This window comes from Nocardioides pelophilus, assembly GCF_014180685.1.
GTDB lineage: Bacteria > Actinomycetota > Actinomycetes > Propionibacteriales > Nocardioidaceae > Nocardioides > Nocardioides pelophilus.
The window spans coordinates 37561-55064 of record NZ_JACEHF010000003.1 but is presented as its reverse complement, the minus strand read 5'-3'; the positions used below and the strand labels follow the sequence as shown (position 1 = coordinate 55064).

Annotated in this window: 16 protein-coding genes; 7 read left to right on the top strand and 9 right to left on the bottom strand. The window is 71.0% G+C overall.

What is annotated here, in order from left to right:
* Positions 1-12 precede the first annotated feature (12 nt).
* Positions 13-1545 (top strand): aldehyde dehydrogenase family protein, encoded by a 1533-nt coding sequence (locus H0488_RS01760; protein WP_183097556.1) that lies wholly within the window; start codon positions 13-15, stop codon positions 1543-1545.
* Positions 1542-2366 (top strand): SDR family oxidoreductase, encoded by an 825-nt coding sequence (locus H0488_RS01755; RefSeq protein WP_183097555.1) that lies wholly within the window; start codon positions 1542-1544, stop codon positions 2364-2366. The genes H0488_RS01760 and H0488_RS01755 overlap by 4 nt, the downstream gene beginning before the upstream one ends.
* Before the next feature lie 7 nt (positions 2367-2373).
* On the opposite strand, the gene H0488_RS01750 is transcribed toward H0488_RS01755, so the two are convergent.
* The gene (locus H0488_RS01750) at positions 2374-3069 is read right to left on the bottom strand and encodes an Ig-like domain-containing protein (RefSeq protein WP_183097554.1); all 696 of its coding nucleotides are present in this window, start codon (positions 3067-3069) and stop codon (positions 2374-2376) included.
* Between the two features lie 91 nt (positions 3070-3160).
* On the opposite strand from H0488_RS01750, the gene H0488_RS01745 reads away from it, so the two are divergent.
* The gene (locus H0488_RS01745) at positions 3161-3847 is read left to right on the top strand and encodes an acetoacetate decarboxylase family protein (RefSeq protein ID WP_183097553.1); all 687 of its coding nucleotides are present in this window, start codon (positions 3161-3163) and stop codon (positions 3845-3847) included.
* 92 nt (positions 3848-3939) lie between these two features.
* Here H0488_RS01745 and H0488_RS23575 read toward each other — a convergent pair whose 3' ends face one another.
* From H0488_RS23575 to H0488_RS01720, 5 genes are read right to left on the bottom strand one after another with little or no spacing between them, the layout of a single operon-like run.
* A complete protein-coding gene (locus H0488_RS23575) occupies positions 3940-4341 on the bottom strand; it encodes a hypothetical protein (RefSeq protein ID WP_220794094.1) in 402 nt (133 codons plus the stop codon).
* A gap of 26 nt (positions 4342-4367) precedes the next feature.
* A complete protein-coding gene (locus H0488_RS01735) occupies positions 4368-4955 on the bottom strand; it encodes a hypothetical protein (protein WP_183097552.1) in 588 nt (195 codons plus the stop codon).
* Between the two features lie 10 nt (positions 4956-4965).
* A complete protein-coding gene (locus H0488_RS01730) occupies positions 4966-6258 on the bottom strand; it encodes an ABC transporter permease (RefSeq protein WP_183097551.1) in 1293 nt (430 codons plus the stop codon).
* Positions 6255-7010, bottom strand: coding sequence for an ABC transporter ATP-binding protein (locus H0488_RS01725; protein ID WP_183097550.1), 756 nt, complete (start codon positions 7008-7010; stop codon positions 6255-6257). The genes H0488_RS01730 and H0488_RS01725 overlap by 4 nt, the downstream gene beginning before the upstream one ends.
* Positions 7007-8560, bottom strand: a complete 1554-nt coding sequence (locus H0488_RS01720; protein ID WP_183097549.1) for an efflux RND transporter periplasmic adaptor subunit — start codon at positions 8558-8560, stop codon at positions 7007-7009. The genes H0488_RS01725 and H0488_RS01720 overlap by 4 nt, the downstream gene beginning before the upstream one ends.
* Positions 8561-8813: 253 nt before the next feature.
* On the opposite strand from H0488_RS01720, the gene H0488_RS01715 reads away from it, so the two are divergent.
* From H0488_RS01715 to H0488_RS01700, 4 genes are all read left to right on the top strand, one after another.
* Complete coding sequence (locus H0488_RS01715) at positions 8814-9530, top strand: response regulator transcription factor (protein WP_183097548.1); 717 nt, start codon at positions 8814-8816, stop codon at positions 9528-9530.
* On the top strand, positions 9530-10942 hold the full coding sequence (locus H0488_RS01710; protein ID WP_183097547.1) for a sensor histidine kinase: 1413 nt from the start codon (positions 9530-9532) through the stop codon (positions 10940-10942). The genes H0488_RS01715 and H0488_RS01710 overlap by 1 nt, the downstream gene beginning before the upstream one ends.
* Positions 10939-11631, top strand: a complete 693-nt coding sequence (locus H0488_RS01705) for a GTP pyrophosphokinase (protein WP_183097546.1) — start codon at positions 10939-10941, stop codon at positions 11629-11631. The genes H0488_RS01710 and H0488_RS01705 overlap by 4 nt, the downstream gene beginning before the upstream one ends.
* 95 nt (positions 11632-11726) lie before the next feature.
* Positions 11727-13238 (top strand): PxKF domain-containing protein, encoded by a 1512-nt coding sequence (locus H0488_RS01700; RefSeq protein ID WP_183097545.1) that lies wholly within the window; start codon positions 11727-11729, stop codon positions 13236-13238.
* Positions 13239-13418: 180 nt separating this feature from the next.
* Here the strand turns inward: H0488_RS01700 and H0488_RS01695 are convergent, their stop codons facing one another.
* The 3 genes from H0488_RS01695 to H0488_RS01685 are packed head-to-tail and all read right to left on the bottom strand — an operon-like array spanning position 13419 to position 17482.
* Entirely contained in the window at positions 13419-15341 is a 1923-nt protein-coding gene (locus tag H0488_RS01695; protein WP_183097544.1) for a hypothetical protein, read from the bottom strand.
* A 24-nt stretch (positions 15342-15365) separates the two neighbouring features.
* Positions 15366-16466 (bottom strand): MCE family protein, encoded by a 1101-nt coding sequence (locus H0488_RS01690; protein WP_183097543.1) that lies wholly within the window; start codon positions 16464-16466, stop codon positions 15366-15368.
* The gene (locus tag H0488_RS01685; RefSeq protein ID WP_183097542.1) at positions 16463-17482 is read right to left on the bottom strand and encodes an MCE family protein; all 1020 of its coding nucleotides are present in this window, start codon (positions 17480-17482) and stop codon (positions 16463-16465) included. The genes H0488_RS01690 and H0488_RS01685 overlap by 4 nt, the downstream gene beginning before the upstream one ends.
* Positions 17483-17504 lie beyond the last annotated feature (22 nt).

The window sequence follows — 17504 nt, the reverse complement described above, 5'->3', positions numbered from 1 at the left end:
AAAGGAGGCGCCGTGAGCGTCGACACCACGTCCGCCGTACTCGACGTCCGCAACCCCGCCGACGGGAGCCTGGTCGGCAGCGTGCCGATCCTCGACGCCCGCGCGGTCAACGAGGCCGCGGCCGAGCTGCGGATGGCCCAGCGAGGCTGGGAGGCGCTCGGCGCCGACGGTCGCGCGGTGTGGCTGCGCCGGTGGCGCACCTGGATCCTCGAGCACGTCGACGAGCTCACCGACCTGCTGCAGGCCGAGACGGGCAAGGCCCGGCCTGACGCCGCGATCGAGCCCATCGCGTCGTGCGAGCTCGTCAGCTACTACGCCGACCACGCCGCGGCGTTCCTGGCCGACGAGAACGTGAAGCCGGCCAGCCCGATCAGCCTCCCGAAGAAGCTGACCAAGGTGTACTCGCCGTACCCGGTGGTCGGGATCATCACGCCCTGGAACTTCCCCATCACCCTCTTCCTGATGGACGCCGCGCCCGCGCTGGCCGCCGGTTGTGCCGTGCTGTCGAAGTCCTCGGAGGAGACGCCGCTGGCGTGCGCCCGCCTGATCGAGGGCTGGCACGAGATCGGCGCGCCGCCGGTGATCGCCAACGTCACCGGCCTGGGCGACACGGGCGCCGCGGTCGTGGACGCCGCGGACTACGTGCAGTTCACCGGGTCCACGGCGACCGGCCGCAAGATCGGCGTGCGCTGCGCCGAGCAGCTCAAGCCCTACAGCCTCGAGCTCGGCGGCAAGGACCCCGCGATCGTGCTCGCGGACGCCGACCTCGACCGCGCCGTCAACGGCATCGCCTGGGGAGGGCTGTTCAACGCCGGCCAGGTCTGCATCTCCGTCGAGCGGGTCTATGTCGAGGCTCCGGTCTACGACGAGTTCGTCGAGCGGCTGCAGAAGAAGGTGGCCGGACTGTCCCAGGGCGTCGCGAAGGGCGACGACGTCGGGGCGATGGTGACGGCCCAGCAGGTCGACATCGCCGACCGCCACGTCCGCGAGGCGATCGCGGACGGCGCCCGGGTGCTCACCGGCGGCAGCCGCGGGAGCTCCGGCAACTTCTTCGCCCCGACCGTCCTCGTCGACGTCGACCACTCGATGTCGTGCATGACCGAGGAGACCTTCGGCCCCACCATCCCGGTGATGAAGGTGGCCGACGAGGACGAGGCGGTGCGGATGGCCAACGACTCGCCGTACGGCCTCTCGGCGACGGTCTGGACCGGCGACGTCGACCGGGGCCAGCGGGTGGCGCGGCGGCTCGAGGCGGGCGCGGTCAACATCAACGACGTCTTCAGCAACCTGTTCGCCGCTCCCCTGCCGCACTCCGGCTGGAAGGAGTCGGGGGTGGGCGCGCGGCTCGGCGGTGCGTACGGCGTGCACAAGTACTGCAAGGTCCAGGCGGTCACGGCTCCTCGCATCCCGACGCTGTCCAACGAGCTCACCTGGTACCCCTACTCGGCGCGGCGCACCGCGCTCGCCGGCCGCGTCATGCGGGCGATGGCCGGACGCGGACTGCGACAACGCCTGGGCCTGCGCACGAAGGAGACCGGCCGATGAGCGCGCTGCACGGGAAGGTCGTCGCCATCACCGGAGGCGCCCGCGGGATCGGCTACGCCACCGCCAAGGAGCTGCTCGGGCGCGGCTGCCGGGTCGCCATCGGCGATGTCGACGAGGTCCGGCTCAAGGAGGCGGCGCTGGAGCTGGGCATCGACACCTACGCCCGGCTCGACGTCACCGACCCCGGGTCCTTCCGGGCGTTCCTCGACCTCGTCGAGACCGAGCTCGGCGACCTCGACGTGCTCATCAACAACGCGGGCATCATGCCGACCGGGCACACCCACGAGGAGGAGGACGCGGTCACCCGCCGTCAGGTCGAGATCAACGTCCTCGGCGTCATCTACGGCACCAAGCTGGCCTTGGAGCGGATGCTGCCGCGCGACCGCGGCCACATCATCAACACGGCGTCGCTGGCCGGCGAGCTCGCCGTACCCGGGCTGGCGACGTACTGCGGCACCAAGCACGCCGTCATCGGCTTCACCGAGGCGGCGCGGCTGGAGTACCGCAAGACCGGGATCCGGCTCTCGACCGTGCGCCCAACGTTCACCAACACCGAGCTGGTCGCCGGCACCGCGGGGGCGAAGGGCTTCCGCAACGCCGAGCCCGAGGAGATCGCCCGGGCGACCGCCGCGCTGATCGAGAAGCCCAAGCCGTTCGTGCGGGTGACCCGGGTCGCGGGCGGCATGGTGACGGGGATGAAGTTCGTCCCTCGCCGGATCGCCGAGGGCCTCAGCTCGGCGCTCGGTGGCGACGACGTCTTCCTCGACGAGGTCGACATGAGCGCGCGCAAGAGCTACCTCGACCGGATCCGGGGCAGCTGAGCCCAGCTCAGGGGCGCTGCTCGGCCCACATCCGGGCCTCGGCCCGGCTCAGGGTGACGCGGGTGCGGGCACTGCCGTCGTCGCCCGCCGGAAGCTGGATGTCACGCACGTGGCCGATCCCGACCAGGATGTCGCGGCCCATGTAGGCGACCCAGTCGATCCGATGACGGTGCACCCGGATGACGACCGAGTCGTTCGGCATCACCCGAGCCCGACCGTCGGGACGCTCCTCCCGGAAGCTGCCGTAGAGGAACCGGACCACCCGGTCGTTGTCGTTGGTCACGCGCAGCCGCCCCGGACGGTCGAGCTTGACGATCTTCATCGGGAAGATCTCCCGCAGGGAGATGGTCAGCGTCGCCGGCACCAACGTGTCGAAGTCGCACGCGTAGTAGGTGATCACGATGTCCTCGAGGCTGCCGCCGAACGGCGCGACGAGCAGCCGGCCCTCCACGATCTCGGCGTAGTAGCGGTCCTCGTCGACCTCACCCAGCCGACAGATCGCGAGCTGGTCGCCGTCGGCATCGGTGTCGTTGCGCAGCACGTTGATCAGCCGGACCTGACCGGGGTACATCGTCCGGTAGTCGTCGACCGCGACGGGCGGCGCCGCCGCGGCCGGCGCGGCCGACGTCAGGGTGGCGGCGGCCACGAGGGCGGTAGCGAGGACGGCGAGCGCGGCGGCGCGGAACCCGAGGAGTGCTGGCATCCCACCAACCTAGGTGACCTCGGGCCCGCCCATCGGGGATTCCGGGCGGACGCTCTGGAACTTCCTCGCTAGAACATGTTCTACTGCGATCGTGACTGCGACCCACGACATCCTCGGCAAGACCGTGACCATGCCCGTCGACGTGCGCGACGGATCGAGCGCCACCGTGATCTTCGACGTCGCGCTGGACGCCGCCCGGGCCCTCGCGCCGTCCGGCTTCGAGGTGGTCGAGTCGGCGCCCGGGCGGGCCCAGTTCGCCCTGGCCCTGATCGACTACCGGGACAACGACCTCGGTGCCTACCTCGAGGTCGGCACCCTCCTGTTCGTCCGTCCGGAGGGCGGCGGGGAGGACGGCACGTTCATCACCCACCTGCCCGTGACCGAGCAGTTCACCTGCGTGGCCGGCAACCAGATCTGGGGCTTCCCCAAGTCGGTCGAGCGGATCGAGGTGACCAACACCGACACCACCAGCCGCTGGGTCCTGACGATGGACGGCGAGCTGGTCGTCGACGTCACGGTGCCGCGCGGCGGTTCGGAGGAGATGCCGGCCATGCCGCTGGCGGCGTACACCCTGATCGACGGCCGCCCCCACGTCACGCGGTTCACCCAGGGCGGCAGCGGCAGCGGGGTGTACTTCGACGCCGACGTCGCCCTCACCCTGGGCGATCACGCGATCGCCAAGGAGCTCGCCTCCCTGGACCTCTCCCCCGACACGGTCGTCCTCACCACCTGGACCGAGCGGATGCAGGCGCGCTTCGAAGAGCCGGCCGCGCTCTGACCACGCTCGCACCTGAAGTTCCGGCCCCATCTGGACCGGATCCGGGGCCGAAACCTCAGGTACGACGGGCGGCGGGTGCGGAGGCAGGGAGGCTAACCCTGGTCGGGGGGCTGCGGCAGGTCGATGCCGCAGGCCTCGAGCGCTTCCTGGACCTCGGGGTCCTGGAACGCCCCGCCGCCGGGCCCACCGGAGCCGAAGTCCGACGGCAGGTCGGACGGGAGGTCGGTCGGGAGGTCCGACGGCAGGTCGGTCGGCAGGTCGGTCGGCTGCCCGGAGGGGAGCTGGTCCTCCAGGCCCGCCGCCTCGAGGCACTGCTGGATCTCCTCGAGCTGTTCGGCGTCGAAACCGGGGGCGCCCGACGGCGCGGCAGCGGCGTCGGTGGCGGTGTCGGTGGCGGTGTCGGCGCCGCCGTCGGAGTCCTCGCCGCCGCAGGCGGTGAGGGTGAGCAGGGCGGCGAGGCCGACGGCCCCGATCGCGGTGCGGGTCTTCTTCACTGAGCTGGTTTCCTTCCGGTTGGCGGTCATCGCAAGGTGACCTCGTCGGCCTTGATCCGGCCGCCGCTGCTGGTGCCCGTGATGTCGACGGGGTCGCCGACCTCCACCTGGGCGGGCTCGATGCGGGTCTCGCGGACGACGTCGGTGTCGTCGCCGACCTCGATCTCGTGGCGCTCGCCGCCGAGGTCCTCGACGATCCACAGGTCGCCGCGGACCTCGACGACCTCGCCGATCACCGACCCCCGGTCGTCCCCGCCGTCGGCGGTCGAACCGGCGGAGTCCTCCGAGTCACCCGGAAACCCGCCCTGGCCGATGTTCTCGGGGATGCCTTCGGGGAGCCCCTCGGGCAGCTGGCCGCCGGGGAAGCCCCCTGCGCCGGCCGCGGTGTCGCCGACGGCGTCGGTCCCCAGCTGCTTCTGGACCAGCGCGCCGCCGAGGAAGCAGACCGCGGCCGCGAGCAGCACGACGAGCACGGCGCGGAGCCGCGATCGTGCCGCAGGGGCGGCGAGCCACTCGTCGTCCAGCATCGGGTCGTCGAGGTCGGTGTCGTTCCTGGTGTCGTTCGTGGTGTCGTTCCTGGTGTCGTTCGTGGTGTCGTTCCTGGTGTCGTTCATCGGGGGGTCCTCACTCGTAGCGCAGGGCTTCGATCGGGCGCAGCGACGCGGCCCGGTTGGCGGGGTAGAGGCCGAAGAACAGGCCGATCAGGATGGCGACGCCGAAGGCCAGGAACACCGAGTACGGCGCGACCACGGGCTCGACGCCGACGATGGTGAACTGCGAGCCGATCAGGCCGGCGGCGACGCCGACCACGCCACCGAACAGCGACAGCAGCACGGCCTCGGCGAGGAACTGGCCGATGATGTCGGCCCTGCTGGCGCCGATGGCCTTGCGGATGCCGATCTCCCGGGTCCGCTCGGTGACGGTGACCAGCATGATGTTCATGACCCCGATGCCGCCGACCAGCAACGAGATCGCGGCCACCGCCCCGAGGAGCACGGTGAACGTCTGGTTGGACGAGGTGGCGGCCTCCAGGATGGACGAGGCACTGGTGACGCTGTAGTCGCGGTCGGCCGAGCTCACGTCGTGCCGGACGTCGAGGATGGCCTGCACCTCGCTCTGGGCGGCGGTCACGTCGTCGGCCGAGGTGGCCTTGACCGAGATCGAGCTGAGCGCGCCGTACCCCGAGAGCGTGTCCTGGACCGCGGTCGCCGGGGCGATCACCCGGTCGTCGGAGTCCATCGGCCCGGTGCTGCCCTTCTCGGCGAGCACGCCCACGACCTCGAACTGGAACCCGTTGAAGGAGACCGTCTGTCCGACGATCGTGCCGACGTCGTCGCCGACGAGCTCTTCGGCGACGGTCTGACCGAGCAGCGCCACGCGGCGGTGGGCGGTGTAGTCGTCGTCGGTGAACGCGTTGCCGTGGCGGACCTCGGAGTTGTCGATGAGCAGGTAGGCGGCCGTGGTGCCGGTGAAGGTGCCGACGTCGTGGGAGGCGCCGTCGTACGTCGCCGTCACCGAGGTCGCGCTGACCACCGGTGCGACGCCGAGCACGTGGTCGGCCTCGTCGCTGGTCGCGATGGCCTCGGCGTCGTCCATCGTCAGCTCGGCGGCCCTGGTCGAGGTGGCGTTCTCGCTGGTCGTGGTGTCGCCGCCGAACAGCCCACCGCCGGGGAAGCCGCCGCCGGGGAAGCCACCGGCGGTCCCGCCGCCGCCTCCGGAGCTGGCCGTGACGGTCAGGGTGTTGCTGCCCAGCGCGCCGATGGAGTCCTGGACGGCCTTGCTGGAGCCGGTGCCGACGGCGACCAGGATGATGACGGCGGCGACGCCGATCAGGATGCCCAGCGTCGTCAACGCCGAACGGGTCTTGTTGGCGGTCACGCCCTGCCAGGCGAACCGGCCGGTCTCGCGGACGTTCACCAGACGACTGCCCGGCTGGGGCGCCAGCGCGGCGGGGGTTGCTCGACCCCGACCTGACGGTCGTCGGAGACGATCCTGCCGTCGCTCATCCGGATGATCCGCTTGGCGTGGTGGGCCACCTCGTCCTCGTGCGTGATCACGACCAGGGTGCGACCGCTGACCGCGAGGTCGTCGAAGAGCGCCAGTACGTCGGCGGTGCTGTGGCTGTCCAGTGCGCCGGTGGGCTCGTCCGCCAGCAGCAGCACCGGTTCGGTGACCAGCGCCCGTGCGACGGCCGCTCGTTGCTGCTGACCACCCGACAGCTCGGCCGGGACGTGGTCGGCGCGGTCGGAGAGACCGACCCGGGCCAGGGCGGCCGCCGCCCGGCGGGCCCGTTCGGCGGATCGCACGCCGGCGTACGCCAGCGGCAGCTCGACGTTGCGCTGCGCCGAGGTGCGGGCGATCAGGTTGAAGCTCTGGAAGACGAACCCGATCTTGCGGTTGCGCACCAGGGAGAGGCGGCGTTCGTCGAGGCGTCGTACGTCGATGCCGTCGAGGAGGTAGCGACCCGAGGTCCCGACGTCGAGACAGCCGATGATGTTCATCAGGGTGGACTTCCCGGAGCCGGAGGCGCCCATGATCGCGACGTAGTCGCCGTGGCCGACGCGCAGGTCCACGCCGTCGAGGGCACGCACCTCGGCCTCGCCCTGGCCGTAGACCTTGGTGGTGCCGGTCAGCTCGATGACCGGCCGGGCCGGCGCGATCCCGGTCATCCGATCCCGCCGATCCCGCCGCCACCGGGGAAGGTGAACCCGGTCGGCGCCTCGGCCTGCTCCGGCAGCACGACGGTGTCGCCGGCGTCCAGTCCACTGAGGACCTCGGTGTACCCGTCGCCCTCCAGCCCGGTGACGACCTGGACCGTGCGGGTGGTGCCGTCGTCGTCCTGGACGGTGGCGGTGGTGCTGTCGCCGATGGTGGTCAGCGCGCTGGCCGACACCCGGACGACGCCCTGCTTGCTGCCGGTGGTCACCACGACCTGGGTGCTCTGGCCGAGCTTGACCCCCTTCGTGTCGCCGAGGGTGACGGTGACGCCGTACTCCACGACGTTGTTGGTCACGGTCTCGATCGCATCGACCGCGGTGACCGTGCCGGCGACCTCCTTGCCGCTGGCCGACAGCGTGACCGTGGCTTCCTGCCCGACCTGGACGTCGGCGATGTCTGCCTCCGCGACGTCGGCGGTGACCTGCAGCGCATCGGTCTTGGTCAGGGTGACGAACCCGGCCGCCTCGGTGGTCGAGGTGCCGGTGGTGGTGGTCGAGCCGGACGAGGCGGTGGAGGCGCTGGAGGTCGAGCCGGCCGGCTCGCCGACGGTGCCGTTGACCTTCGCGACGGTGCCGGCGACCGGCGCCCGCAGCGTGGTCTGCTCGAGCGTGGTCCGGGCCTGGTCGACCGCGACCTCGGCGCTGTCGACCTGGGCCTGGGCCTGGGCGACCTCACTGTCGCGAGGGCCCTGCTGGTTGACCGCCACCCCGGCCCTGGTCGACGCGAGGCTCGACTGGGCGGAGGACAGCTGGTCCCGCGCGCCGGCCACCTGCTGGCGCGCCTGCAGCAGGGTCGATTCCCGGTTGGCGCGGGCGGTGGCCAACGCGGACTGGGCCGTGTCGACGGCAGCCTCCGCCGTCGTGACCGCCTGCTTGTTCTCCGGCGTGCGGTCGGCCTGGTAGGCCGCGCGGGCGGCCTGCAGGTCCTCGCGCGCCTCGTCCACCGCGTCCTCGGCGCGCCGGACCGCGGCGTCCTGCTGGCGCTGCGCGAGGTTCAGGCTCTGTTGCGCCGAGCGCAGGCTGGTCCGGGCACTGGCCACCGAGGTCTCGGCCTGGTCGACGGTGCGGGCGTCGGCCGCCTGCTCGGCGGGCGTCTGGCCCTGGATCGCGCCCTGGTACGACGCCAGCGCCGAGTCCAGCTGCGCTTGGGCGGAGGCCAGTCCCTGGCGGGCCGAGGTCTGGTCCACCCGGGCGAGGACCTGGCCCTTGTGCACCTTCTCCCCCGGCTCGACCAGGATCGCGGTGACGACGCCGCCCGAACCCTGGAAGTCGACGTTCACGGCAGTCCCCGAGGCGATGTTGCCGTTGGCCGACACGGTGGCCGTCACGGCGCCGGTGTCCACGGCGGCGGTCTGGTCCGTGGCCTCCTCCTCGCTGCCGGTGCCACGAACGGTCCACACGATCAGCGCCACCACCAGCAGGACCGCCAGCAGGATGACGAGGTTGAGGATCAACCCGCGCCGTCCCAGCAGCCGCCGGCGGGTCGAGTCCGGGTTGCTCATCAGTTCGTTGCTCCTCGCATCAAGAGTCGGGCCCGCCCGCGACGGCGCCACCCGATGGGTCCGTCGACCCCCCAGGTGCGGGCGGGTGTCAAGGAGACTGGCGAAGGAACCTCCGAGCCCGCTGCGACGGATCTGGGAGTTCGCTGGGAGCCGGCGCATTCACAGGCAACGCCCAGGAACCTCCCAGAAGCGGGTCAGCGTCGTACCCCAGCATCGGTGGCACGCGTCGCGCGTCATCAGCAGGAGGAAGCACATGGCGGTCACCCCGGACTCCGTCGTCCCCGGCACTCGGCTCCTGGTCGTCGAGGACGAGCCCGCGATCCAGGACATGCTGGCGATGAGCCTGGCGTTCGTCGGGTACGACGTGCTCCGCGCCAGCACCGGCGCCGAAGCCGTCGCGCACGCCGACCGGACGAAGATCGACCTCGCACTCCTGGACGTGATGCTGCCCGACACCGACGGTGTCGACCTGCTCCGACAGCTGCGCAAGGTGCACCCGGACATGGCGGCCGTGTTCGTGACCGCCCGCGACGCCCTCGAGGACCGGCTCGCCGGCCTCACCCTCGGCGGCGACGACTACGTCACCAAGCCGTTCTCCCTCGAGGAGGTCGTCGCCCGGGTCGGGGTGGTGCTGCGCCGCACCAGGCCGGCCACGCGCGACGAGTCGAGCCGGCTCGCCTACGCCGACCTCGAGCTCGACGAGGCCCGGCACGAGGTGCACCGTGCCGGTGAGCTCATCGCCCTGTCCCCGACCGAGTTCGCGCTCCTGCGCTTCTTGATGCGCAACGCCGAGCTGGTGATGAGTCGCGCCCAGATCCTCGATCACGTGTGGCACTACGACTTCAACGGCAACTCCGGCGTCGTCGAGTCGTACATCAGCTATCTGCGCCGCAAGGTCGACGTCGTCGACCCGCCGTTGATCCACACCGTCCGCGGAGTCGGGTACGTGCTGAAGACGCCGAGCGCCTGATGCGGATCCCCGCGCTGGGGCTGTCGATCCGGGCCCGGCTGGTGCTCGGGATGGTGGTGCTGGTCTCGGTGGGGCTCGCGGTCACCAACGTGGCCGGCATCCTGCTGATGCGGTCCTACCTGCTCGACCGGGTCGACAGTCAGGTCGGATCCATCGCCCCCGACGACGAGGAGGGCCGCCCGCCCGGCGCTCCCACCAACCTGTGCGCCAATCCACGGGACCCGCAGGGCCTGCGCAGCGACTTCGTGCTGCTCGTGCTCGACGCCGACGGCGAGGTGGCCTGCTCCCTGGGCCCGGACCTCGGGGACGCCGCGCCGGCGTTCGAGCCGGCCGACCTGGCCGGCACCGACGAGGTGGTCACGCTGCGGTCGGTCGACGGGGACAGCCGGTGGCGGGCGCGGGCGATGCCGGACGAGGACACCGGCCAGACGCTCGTCCTGGCGGTCTCGCTCGCCGACGCCGACGCCACCGTCTCCCGGCTCACCTGGCTGTCCCTGCTGGTGAGCACCCTCGTGCTGCTCTTCACGGCTGCCGCAGCGTGGGCGATCGCCCGGATCGGGCTGCGCCCGCTGGAGCGCATCGAGGAGACCGCCGAGCACATCGCGGCCGGCGACCTGACCGAGCGGGTTCCCCACTACCGGCGCCGTACCGAGGTCGGGCGGCTCGCCCACGCCCTGAACGGCATGCTCGGCCAGATCGAGCGGGCCTTCTCGGCCAGCACCACCTCCGAGACCCGCCTGCGCCGCTTCATCTCCGACGCCAGCCACGAGCTGCGCACTCCCGTGGCCGCGATCCGCGGCCACGCGGAGATGTGGCGCACCGGGATCACCACGGACGTCGACACGAGCATGGCCCGCATCGAGTCGGAGTCGAAGCGGATGGGTGACCTGGTCGACGACCTGCTGCTGCTCGCCCACCTCGACCAGTCCAGGCCGATGGAACGGACGCCGGTCGACCTGCTCAGCCTCGCCACCGACGCGGTGATCGACACGCAGGCCCTGCAGCCCGAACGACCGATCGCCCTCGACGCGCGACCCGGGACGAGCCCCCCGGTCGTGATCGGCGACCAGTCACGGCTGCGGCAGGTCCTCGCCAACCTGCTCACCAACGCGCTGGCCCACACCCCGGTCACCTCACCGATCGAGGTCGCCGTCCGGACCCGCGACCACCACGTCGACCTCTCGGTCCGCGACGCCGGCCCCGGGATGACACCCGAGGTCGTCGCCAAGGTCTTCGACCGCTTCTACCGCGCCGACCCCTCCCGCACCCGCGCCCACGGCGGCTCCGGCCTGGGGCTCGCGATCGTCAAGTCCCTCACCGAGGCCCACGGAGGTACCGTCAACTGCATCAGCGACCCGAGCTCCGGCACCACCTTCACCGTGAGCCTCCCCCTCGAAGCGAGCAGTCCATGACGAGCCCCGACCCCGACCCCTCCGGGCAGTCCGAGATCGCGTTCCTCGACGGGCAGGGTCCGGAGCTCCGGCAGGTGCATCAGCAGCTCAACCGGTTCCGACTGCGGTACAAGTTCGCCATCGACGAGGTCACCACCAAGATCGCGATCCTGCGCGAGGAGTTCGAGGAGACCTACGACCACAGTCCGATCGAGCACGTCCGGAGCCGACTGAAGTCGCACGACAGCCTGTTCGAGAAGGCCTCCAGACGAGGCAGCCACAACTCGCTGGACGCCATCGCCGAGTCCGTCCTGGACATCGCGGGCGTCCGCGTCGTGTGTCCGTTCGTGTCCGACGTCTACTGGATCAAGGAGATGCTGACCCGGCAGTCCGACGTCACCGTCCTCGAGGTCGAGGACTACATCGCCGACCCGAAACCCAACGGCTACCGCAGCCTGCACCTCACCATCGAGGTCCCGGTCTTCCTCTCCGACCGCACCGAGCACGTCCCGGTCGAGCTGCAGATCCGCACCATCGCGATGGACTTCTGGGCCAGCGTCGAGCACGCCATCTACTACAAGTACGACGCGACCGTGCCGCACACGCTGGTCGAGGAGCTCACCGACGCGGCCCGGATCGCCGCCGACCTCGACCACCGGATGACCCAGCTGCGCGAGGAGGTACGGGGGCTGCAGGTCCCGCGGGACTGAGCCGCGCGGGTGCGGTGGGCCCCGTGCTTATGGGCTTGAACGCCCAGCTGCCCGTTCGTGGCCTCGGGGGACGCGATCCGCGTGCAACCTGAGCCATGCGCATCTCACGCCTTGCCGCGGCGGCCGCGGTCCCCGTTCTGTTCCTCGGGTCGATGGCCCCGAGCCACGCCGACGACGTCTCCAACGACCTCGACACCACCATCGACGCGGTGGCCGAGTCGATGGCGCTGAACGTCGGCGGCTCGCCCGGCACCACGGACCTCTACGTGAAGCCGCTCAACGGTGACGGCAAACCGGGCTGCAACCTCAGCAGCGGGCAGCTGACTCTCTCGGTCAGCTCCTCCGACACCTCGGTCGCCACCGTCAGCCCCGGCACCGTCACGTTCACGACCGGCTGCGGCGACACCCCCACCCTCACGGTCACCCCGGTCGCCGCCGGCGGCACCTCGGTGACGGTGGCCGTCCTGTCGAACACCACCGGCGGCTCGTTCAACCTCGACTCCGCCAGGTTCGACGTCGAGGTGGCGGGCGCCTCGAACACCGCTCCCGTGGTCGACCTCGCGGGAGTCACCGCCGGAGCCGCCTACGACAAGGGCGCCGTGCCCGACGCGATCTGCATGGTCAGCGACGCGGAGGACGGCAACTCCTCCTTCGCCGCCACCCTCAGCGCGATCACCGGCCCGTACGCCGTGGACGGCATCGGCTCCCAGACCGCGAGCTGCTCCTACACCGACGGCGGCGGGCTGACCGCCAGCGCCTCGGCGACCTTCAGCATCGTGGATCCCACCGCTCCCGACATCGGCTACACCGTCTCGCCGGCGTCGCCCGACGGTGACAACGGCTGGTACCGCAGCGACGTGTCGGTCGACTGGACCGTGACCGAGGAGGAATCCCCCAGCTCGCTGCAGACGACCGGCTGCGACGACGTCACGATCGAAGCCGACCAGGGTGAGACGTCGTACACGTGCTCAGCAACGGGCGCCGGCGGCACCTCCGAGGTCACCGCCGGACCGATCAAGCGCGACGCCACCGATCCGTCGGTCGACGTCGTGGACGGCCCGCAGGACGGCGCGAGCTACTACTGGGGCAGCGTCCCGGCCGCGCCGACCTGCTCCGCCGACGACGTCACCTCCGGCGTCACGGACGCCGGCTGCACGGTGAGCGGCTACTCCACGGCGGTGGGCTCGCACACGGTCTCCGCCTCCGCGACCGACAACGCCGGCAACAGCACGACCGTCAGCCGGTCCTACCAGGTGCTCGCCTGGACGCTCAAGGGGTTCTACGCGCCCGTCGACATGGGCGGGGTGTTCAACGTCGTCAAGGGCGGGAGCACGGTCCCTCTGAAGTTCGAGGTGTTCGCCGGGAGTGAGCTGACGAGCACCGCGGCGGTGAAGAGCTTCACCACCACGAGGATCGCCTGCAACGGCACGGCACCGCAGGACACCGTCGAGATCGTCAGCACCGGCGGCACCTCGCTGCGGTACGACGCCACGGCCGGCCAGTTCATCCAGAACTGGAAGACGCCCACCACGGTCGGCGCGTGCTACTCCGTCAAGATGACGACGATGGACGGCTCGTCCATCACCGCGTTCTTCAAGCTGAAGTGACGGGCTGAACCGCCCGTCTCACGGACCTGACGACGAGGCCGACCGTCACGGCCATGACCAGGGTCGCCAGCCCTGCCCGAGACACGGGCAGGGCTGGCGTTGATCTCGGGCCCGCCATCCCGACGACAGCGCGAGCGCAAGCGGTCCGAGCACCGCATCCAACGCCGGGACGGCCGGACCTCACTCATGCCAGCTGCGGAACCCCCCAGCCGCGGCCGACACCAGTCCGGTGATCCCTGGGGGAATCGTGACGACGCCGGTCGGGCCCGTGATGTAGCGGTGCGTGCCGACGGTGACGGTCGCCCCGTTGACCGGCCGCGGCCGGGCATCCTCGGCGACGAGGGACGTGACCGTGACGACCCGGGCGCCACCTAGGCCCGGAGCCACGTCCGCCTCGAGGGCCGGCTGCCGCATCCCGGGACAGTCAGCCTGCCGGGGGACGCCGGTCCAGGTCTGCCCGTTGATGGTCGTGACGACGTCTCCGGTCGCACTTCCGTCGGGCTGGATGGCCAGACGGCCCTTGGTCGTACCCCGCCGGGCGCCGGTCGATCTCAGGTCCGCGGTCCACACCGAGACCCCCGCGGCGGCAGGCACGCGGATCGACTCCCGCCCGGAGAGGAAGTTCACGCCGTCGTCGGAGTAGTTGCGGTAGCGAACCTTCCAGCTTCCTCCGGCGAAGGCACCGAGGTAGGTCAGCACGGCCCTTCCGCTCTCGCGGCCGCGAAGCACGCGGACCGGGACCTGGCGCGACGCGATCCCGCGGTACTCAGCAGCCGGCACGCTCACCGCATCCCAGTCGACCTCGTCGAGAGACTGCTCCGGCATCGGCTCCGTGGCAGGCCCGGGCAGGCGGACGACGCGAAGACGGAACTGCCGGCCCCGCGGAACGCCGCTGGCGACGTTCGGCAGCAGCTGCTCGGTGAGGAGGATGTGCTTGCTGTCCGGGTACCACTGTCTCTTGCGCGCGAGCCAGTTGTCCTCGGTGAGGAGAGGCTGCCCGCCGTACCCGTCCTGGCGCTGCCCTCCGAAGCCCATCAACCACGCCTCGTTCATGCACCGGCGGTTGTTGAAGAGCCCGACCCTGCCGATCTGGCCGAACGCGACCATGTCGATGAAGGGGGGCCGCACGAGCTGGGTGAACACGTCCATCCGGTCGAGTCCGCGAGCAGACGAGTACGTGTACCAACTGCCGTCGGGCGACGCGTCACCGGTCTCGTTGTAGTCGAGGTCCCGGGTCATGAACCGGTACTGGCCGGTGGACAGGTCGAGGAGCCCGGTGTCGTAGTTCAGGGCCGTCCGCGTCGTCTGGTACTTGAGGTAACGGTTGCCGAGCACGAATCGCCCGCCTTCGTAGAAGCGACCGCCAGCCACCCAGTCGGCGGGACCGCCCGTGGTCGAGAACTGCGGCTGGACGACTCGGGGATCGACCACGCGGTACTGCGTCGCACCGCGTTCGATCCGGCCGACCGTCACCCGGGTGCCTTCGAGCGTGCGGACCTCGTTCCACACCACGTAGCGACCCTCGCCGTCGGGGGTGGCCTCGCGGTTCTGCGCTCCCTGGGGCAGCGACGTCAACGAGTCGATGGGGAAGTCGACGGGGACCAGCGTCCGGTCCCGGCAGTCGTAGATGTCGGGGGCGCACTCCAGCATCGACCACTGGAAGTCGGCCAAGGCGCCTGAGGTCTGGCCGCTGGTGTTGGTGAGCCAGATCCGCTTCTCGTCCTCGAGGACCTCGGGCTTCTCCGCAGCGGGCGTCAGGCCGCAGGTGAGGCACTGGTAGTCGGACCCGTCCGGACGGGTGACCGCGAAGTGGGCGGCACCGTCGACAGTGATGCCGAGCAGCCAGTGCTCGCCGTCCGGCAGCAGGTCGACGCCGGTGACCACCGTGCCTGCCGGCACCGGGATCTCATCGAAGTAGATCGTGTCGACGACCTCGATGGCCTGGAGCGGCGGCGGTGCCGCGGTCGTGTTGTCGGGGATGGTCTCCCCCCATGTCACCGGCGCTTCGGGCCCCGCCGTGGAACCGGCGGGGCTGACGAAGGCGCCGGTAGCGAGGAGCACGACGCTCGCTACCGCCACGCTGGGACCTAGGTGCCTGATCATGATCGTTCTCCTTGTGCGAGCACCTCATCGAGGTGCGTGGGCGGATCCTCGGAAGTTGGTGGCGCCCTCACGGCACGCCAGGTCGTAACGGGGCGGGGCGATCGACAGGTCCTGGGTGGAACGCCACTCGTCCGGCGGCAGGTAGCCGACCTGGCAGGGAGTGGGCGACGGCGTCGCGGCCAGGCTGAACTGAGCCTGCCCGTCGCGAACGCCGACCTGGGCGGCCGCAAGGCTGTAGGGGAACGCGATGAGGGCCTGTTCGACGCCGTCGAGCCGACCTGCCACGACCTCGACGTACGGCAGGGTGTTGGCGAGGAAGCGCGGCGCGAGGGGACCGAGATCGCCCACCAGCGCCGCCAGCTCTGCCGCCGCCGGGCCACCGTCCCGGAGCACGGCCCGGAGCTCCCGATCACTCATCACCAGCGTCTCCGACAGCAACCTGAGGTCTCCGGAGATGCGTCGGAGGTCGTCCCCGTGGCGTGCCTGGGTGCGCAGGACCACCAGCCCGGAGCGCAACAGTCGCTGGGTGGCATCGAGACCCTCGGTCGCCTCGTCGACCAGCTGTTCCGACCCGTCGAGGATGCGCCGGAGGTCGACGTCGGCGTCCTCGAAAGCGTGGCCGAGCTCCCGGATGACGACCCGGAGCGCAGGGCGATCGACCGACGTCACGAACCGGTCGACGTTCGCGAGCAGCTCCTCCTCACCGAGCGGCGTGCTGGTGACCGAGCGCGGGATCCGGCTGCCGTCCTCGAGCAGCGCCGGCTCCCCCGCGCTGGTCAACGCTGCGGGGTCGGGGGCGAGATCGAGGTACTGCTCACCGACCGCCGACCGGTTGCGTACCGCAGCGTGCACGTCCGCCGGGATCTCCGCGTCGTCGTCGATCTTCAGCACGGCGTGGACCGAGTCGCTCGTCAGTCGGAGGTCGTCGACCCGTCCGACCGGCACTCCCCGGTAGGTCACCTCGGCTCCTTCGAACAGACCGCCGGTCTGCGTCAGCTCCACGGTGACCGCGTAGGTCGGTGAGTAGACCGCATCGGTCAGCCGTGCGTAACGCGCCCCTGCGTACGCGACCGCGACGGCGCCGATGACCGCGAACAGGAGAAGTCGCAACCGGATCGCGTTCATCGGGCGCCTCCGAGGTCGAGGGCCTCGAGCTGCCGGGGACTCAGCGCCCCCAGGAGGTCGAGCAGGTCGGTGACCCGAAGTGCGTACTGGGCAGCGAAGTTGACGTAGTCACCGCGCACCGCTGACATCGCCGACTCGGGGAAGGGATAGGTGAGCAGGAACTCCAGGGAGCGCGGAATGGCATCCCCTGCCTCGACCAACCGGGCGAGCGTCGGCTCCAGCGCATCGAGTACGGCGAGCAGGTCCGACCGCATCGCGCGGACCGTTCGGGTTCCGACGTCGCTCAGTCGGTCCATCGACGCCAGTGCCCGGACCAGTCCGCGCCGCTGGTCGGCGAGCACAGCGATCGCGGCCGGAAGCCGGTCGAGCGTGCGGTCGATCACCTCCGACCCGTCGGCTACGCGTCGAGTGAGGACGTCCAGACCCCTCAGCGCGCCGTTGATGTGGCGCCGGTTCGCAGCGAGGGTGCGGGTGAAGACGTCGACGTTCCCGAAGAGTGAGCGCATCTCCTCCTCGTTGCCGTCGAGAGCGTCATGCAGCTCGACGGTGATCGTGCGCAGGTTCTCCAGTCCGCCGCCATTGAGGAGCAGCGACAGCGAGGCGAGCACCTCCTCGACCTCGGTCGACCTGCTCGTCCGCTCCAGCCGGATCAGCTGCCCGTCCGCGAGCCGGCCGTGCGCGCGCTCGTCGACCGGAGGCGCGAGCTCGACGTACTTCTCGCCCAGCAGACCCGTCTGTCGAACCGCCGCCACCGCGTTGGCGGGCAGGTCGACGTCCCCGCGGAGCGAGAGCGTTGCCTCCGCCCGCCAGCCCACCCGCTCGATCCTCACCACCTCACCGACCGTGACGTCGTCGACCTTCACGGTGGCGCCGCGGGCGAGGTTGAGCACGTCCCGGAACTGCACGGTCACCGTGACCGGCGAGTCGCCGACGTCGACGCCTCCCGGCAACGGCAGGTCGGCGAGGCCGTCGTAGGAGCCGCCTCCACAGCCGCCCAGCAGTAGCGCCAGAACCACCGCCGCAACGACAATCCGGAAC